The organism is Bathymodiolus azoricus thioautotrophic gill symbiont, assembly GCF_001298715.1.
GTDB lineage: Bacteria > Pseudomonadota > Gammaproteobacteria > PS1 > Pseudothioglobaceae > Thiodubiliella.
Map to the genome: position 1 here is coordinate 1 of NZ_CDSC02000429.1, position 4,691 is coordinate 4,691.

Below are 4,691 nucleotides of genomic sequence, written 5' to 3' on the forward strand. Positions count from 1 at the left end.
ATGGTATTACTCGTTCTTTTTGGTGGTAAGAATTGTGGTGTGTGCCAAACCATTAAACCGCAGATTGATGAAAAATTTTCAGATAAATTTCCAAACTTGGAAAGGGTCTATATTGATTGCGAGCAGTTGCAAGAGATTTGTGCACAGCGTGGTGTGTTTTCTTTGCCTGTGGTGCAAGTCTTTTTTATGGGGCAGAAGTTTATTGAAGAAATGCGTGGGTTTTCACTTATGGGTTGAATTCGCCTGAGTATTTAAAGCTTGTTTTTGATTTTTTGTAAGTGTGGCATATTAAGTTGCAATTCACTTGCGAGTTTTAGTGTTCGTTTTAGCCTTTGAGGGGCTGACCTACCCATACATTGGTGTGACAAATCACCTTCAAAGGCGAGCAGCATGCCTTTTTCTAACTCATCCTCAACAAAAATTTTGCCAGTGAGTGCGCTTTGTAGTTTTAAAATATCGCTTGATACATTGCGCATTAGCTTGAGATGATTATTACGCAGGCCCTCAACTGTACTGCCCGTTTCAATTGCCAAGCCTGCGATATTAGTCGTTAGAATATAGAGATTTTTTAGTACCAACTCAAACAGCAGCTCTTTGTCGTTAGCAACAGCATGTGCTGGAATATCAATCAGTGCCAATGATGCCACCAAAATTTGCGCTTTAGCTCCAAATACCGGTGAGGAAATCAACACCTTAGAATCCATGCCCTTCTTCTTTTCAAACCACACTGAAATCACTGTTGGGTCAATAAAATTGTGTGTCGCCCAATCGCGTGGCAACAACTCATTTTGCATCATTGCCACGCGGTCTTTCCATGCATTAGGAATAGATTTTAGGGCTGATTGTAAATCTCCTTCTCCGGTACAAACCAAGATAAATTCAGGGTCAATCGACGAGCGCAACTCGTCAATATCAGTGGTTCTGGTGATGGGGTAAACAGGGTAGTTATTTTTTAAAAAGGCGCGTGCAAATACGCTACCTAATTCGCCGATACCTAAGACAATAATGGGTTTTTTCATTTTAAAATACCTAACAAAGTTTTACCCATAGTTGCAGGAGTTGGCGAAATAGCCACGCCTGCATTTTTTAGGGCTTTGATTTTATCTTCTGCCTTGCCCGAGCCACCACTAATTACTGCACCCGCATGACCCATGCGCTTGCCTTTTGGTGCGGTGAGTCCTGCAATATAAGACACCACAGGTTTTGACACATTGGATTGAATGTATTCTGCCGCTTCTTCTTCAGCTGAGCCTCCAATCTCGCCAACCATAATGATAGACTCAGTTTGTTCATCGGCTTCAAATAATGCCAAACAATCAATGAAGCTCATTCCACTAATAGGGTCGCCACCAATACCAATACAAGTGCTTTGGCCAAGTCCAGCTTGAGTGGTTTGATGTACGGCTTCGTAGGTGAGTGTCCCCGAACGAGAGACCACACCAACACTACCAACTTGGTGAATATTGCCCGGCATAATACCCAATTTGCACTCATCAGGGGTAATGACACCGGGGCAGTTTGGACCAATCAAGGTTGAGTTTGAATCTTTTAAAATCGCTTTAACCTTAAGCATATCTTGCACTGGAATACCTTCAGTGATACAAGCGATCACAGGCATTTGTGCTTCAATTGCTTCAACAATTGAAGCATAGGCAAAACGCGGCGGCACATAAATCATCGTGGCATTGGCACCTGTTTCATTCATCACCTCAATAACTGAGTTAAACACCGGTAAGTTTAAGTGTGTTTGTCCACCTTTGCCAGGGGTTACACCACCAACAAACTGTGTGCCGTAAGCAATAGACTGCTCTGAATGAAATGTGCCTTGTTTGCCAGTAAAACCCTGAGTAATTACCTTGGTGTTTTTATTAATCAGTACACTCATTTTGACTGCTCCTGAGATAATGCCACAATTTTGATAGCAGCTTGAGTTAAGTCTGCCTCAGTATAGATATTATATTTAGACCTACTTAATAATGCTAATCCTTGTGCAGCATTTGTGCCTTCCAAGCGTACGACAATAGGCAGGCTCAATCCCACCTTTTCAATGGCTTGCAAAATACCTTGTGCAATTAAATCACAACGCACAATACCACCAAAAATATTCACCAAGATACCGCTTACATTTGCCTCAGTTTGGATCAACTCAAACGCCTTAGCAACCCGCTGTGCTGTTGTGCCCCCGCCTACATCTAAGAAGTTAGCAGGAGAGCCACCATGATGTTCAATCAAATCCATTGTTGCCATTGCCAGCCCTGCACCATTGACCATGCAGCCAATGGTGCCATCTAGTGAAATATAATTGAGTTGATGTTCGCTGGCTTTTTTTTCCTTTTCATCTTCTTGAGAAGTGTCACGCAACTGCAGGATATCTTCGTGGCGATATAAGGCATTATCATCAAAATCAATCTTGCCATCAAGTGCTAATAAGGTGTTTTCCGCTGTAACGATCAGTGGATTAATCTCAATTAAACTCACATCTTTAGTGGTAAAAATTTCGTACAAACTCAGCAAGGTTTGGTTGAATTGCTTAGCTAATGTATCTGTAAGATTAAGTTGCTGGGCGATAGAATCACAATCTTGCGAGCTTAGTGTTCCAAGCGGGTCAACGCCAAATTTAATAATCTTATCAGGCGTTTCACTGGCAACTTTTTCAATATCCATGCCACCTTCGGTAGAAGCCAAAACAGTTATTTTTTGCGTTTGCCTATCCACTAACAAACCCAAATACAATTCACGCTCAATATTTTGCCCCGCTTCAATCAACAATTGGTTAATCGGTAAACCCTTAGCGTCGGTTTGTGGCGTAACCAACTGTGTGCCCAGTAATTGTTCTGCTACATGCGCCACCTCTGCCATTGAATGACACAAAATCACCCCACCCCCTTTGCCCCGTCCACCCGTATGAACCTGTGCTTTTACCACCCAAACGCTGCCACCTAATTCTGAGCATGCTTTGCTTAATTGTTCTACAGTTGAAACTAAAACCCCTTTGGGGGTTTTAATGCTAAATTGGTTAAATAATGTTTTTGCTTGGTATTCGTGTATATGCATAATTTTTTTGTAATCAAGTCAAGAGCCAGTCAAGAAAACTATATTAATATAAATAACTGATTTATAATGTTTTTTTAAGTTTAAATGTATAATATTTTTGGTAAAATTAAGAGCCAGTCAAGAAAATATCATGCCCAAAATGGGTGATATCCACTTCTAGGGCTTTCTGTATCAGCAATTTTTATTAACCCTTTTGATAAGGCATTTTTAATCACTTTGCTGACCTGAGATTCATTGCCTTTTTTAATGCCAAATCTAGTACATAAGCTAGAATTCTTTAATTTCATGCCACTAATGTATTTGATGACTGCATGTTGATAACAAGCTCTAGTTCTTTCTTCTATTGTTAAATCTGCAAATGACCTATAGGCATACAAAATCACTTGTGTAGAGTTACCATGCGTCCTAAATATTGGTGCAGGTAATTGAGCTTCTTCTACACTAAAAATGACCTTATCCACACCGCTTCCTTGTTCCTCGCAAAGTCTCATACGTCTCATAAGTCCTGCCAATCCTTCATTTCTTGATTTAGGCGGTAAGTCAATTATTCTTTCAATAGGGTTTAACGATTCCCCTGGATTGGTAACTTCTAAACGATTATTGAATAATTCAACTTGAGGTCCAGCACCTGTAATAGTCATATCCTGATGAATTAATGCATTTGCAATAATTTCTCTAATTGCTATTTTTGGAAAAGGTGCGTTGGTTTGACGATAAACTTCTCCAATGGTTTCACTATTTGGTAGTAAATTGTTAATATAGGTAACCAAGCCTTCAAGGGCGATTGCGTAACCCTTTAAGCCATCTTTTCTATGGCTAACAACCTCTGCTTTATTATCGCCATTGTAAGCAATAAAGCGCACCCCTTTTCTTGCAATAGATACACCAAAGTCATTTAAATCATTGGCTAGCAATAATGCACCCAGATTAAGAATATTCCATTTATTGCCTATATCTTTTTCAACAATATTATCCCTCTCAAGATATTGCAATATTTCATCAATACTTTGGGGTGAGGCTTGGCTGATCAATTTAAAATAAACCTTGTAAGCAAGATAATTTAACACTTCATCAGCAGTTAAAAACTGTTTTGCGACCTCATGTTCCCAAGTATAGGTCTGCAAATTTTTCATCAGTATTTGCATCTTATCAAGATGACCTGATAATTTAGGTGTTGCGCTACCAATTCTTACATAGGCCGTTCCATTAAACTCAATTGGTGTTATGGTTGTTGCAGGGATTTCCAATATCACAATATTGTCATCTTGGTGTGTAACTAATCTAAAATCACAATGTATAGAAGGACTTAATGCTTGAGATAATTTGAATTTTGTTATGCTTTTATTGTTAGGATTAAAATCAGTGCCGATAATACAACCATCGTCAGAAATCCCCCATAAGATATATGCATAATCTTTGTTAAGAATACGAGCAGAGTTGGATAATACTGAACATAATTTACCGATTACCTTAGGATTGGTGTTATTGCTCTTAAATTCTAAAAGCTCGTTTTCTTTATCATTTAGAAGTATATTTATTAATTCTGTATCTCTTTGTTTTCCCATAATCTTTATTTTTAAATCACACCTCCATTAAATCTTTTTCAAGCAAGAGCAGTCTTAAATCATTTGTGGTTA

General features: G+C 38.9%; 5 protein-coding genes. 1 reads left to right on the forward strand and 4 read right to left on the reverse strand.

The annotated features are described in order from the left end of the window. On the forward strand, positions 1 to 237 hold the full coding sequence (locus BAZSYMA_RS08155) for a thioredoxin family protein (RefSeq protein ID WP_090717775.1): 237 nt from the start codon (positions 1 to 3) through the stop codon (positions 235 to 237). Between the two features lie 14 nt (positions 238 to 251). Here the strand turns inward: BAZSYMA_RS08155 and BAZSYMA_RS08160 are convergent, their stop codons facing one another. From BAZSYMA_RS08160 to BAZSYMA_RS08175, 4 genes are all read right to left on the reverse strand, one after another. Further along, positions 252 to 1,019 (reverse strand): hypothetical protein, encoded by a 768-nt coding sequence (locus tag BAZSYMA_RS08160; RefSeq protein WP_090717777.1) that lies wholly within the window; start codon positions 1,017 to 1,019, stop codon positions 252 to 254. Continuing rightward, positions 1,016 to 1,885, reverse strand: a complete 870-nt coding sequence (gene sucD, locus BAZSYMA_RS08165) for a succinate--CoA ligase subunit alpha (protein ID WP_090717779.1) — start codon at positions 1,883 to 1,885, stop codon at positions 1,016 to 1,018. The genes BAZSYMA_RS08160 and sucD overlap by 4 nt, the downstream gene beginning before the upstream one ends. Then, positions 1,882 to 3,054 (reverse strand): ADP-forming succinate--CoA ligase subunit beta, encoded by a 1,173-nt coding sequence (gene sucC / locus BAZSYMA_RS08170; RefSeq protein ID WP_090717782.1) that lies wholly within the window; start codon positions 3,052 to 3,054, stop codon positions 1,882 to 1,884. Before sucC ends, sucD begins: the two co-directional genes overlap by 4 nt. Before the next feature lie 128 nt (positions 3,055 to 3,182). Next, complete coding sequence (locus BAZSYMA_RS08175) at positions 3,183 to 4,619, reverse strand: ATP-binding protein (RefSeq protein WP_090717786.1); 1,437 nt, start codon at positions 4,617 to 4,619, stop codon at positions 3,183 to 3,185. Between the last annotated feature and the right edge of the window lie 72 nt (positions 4,620 to 4,691).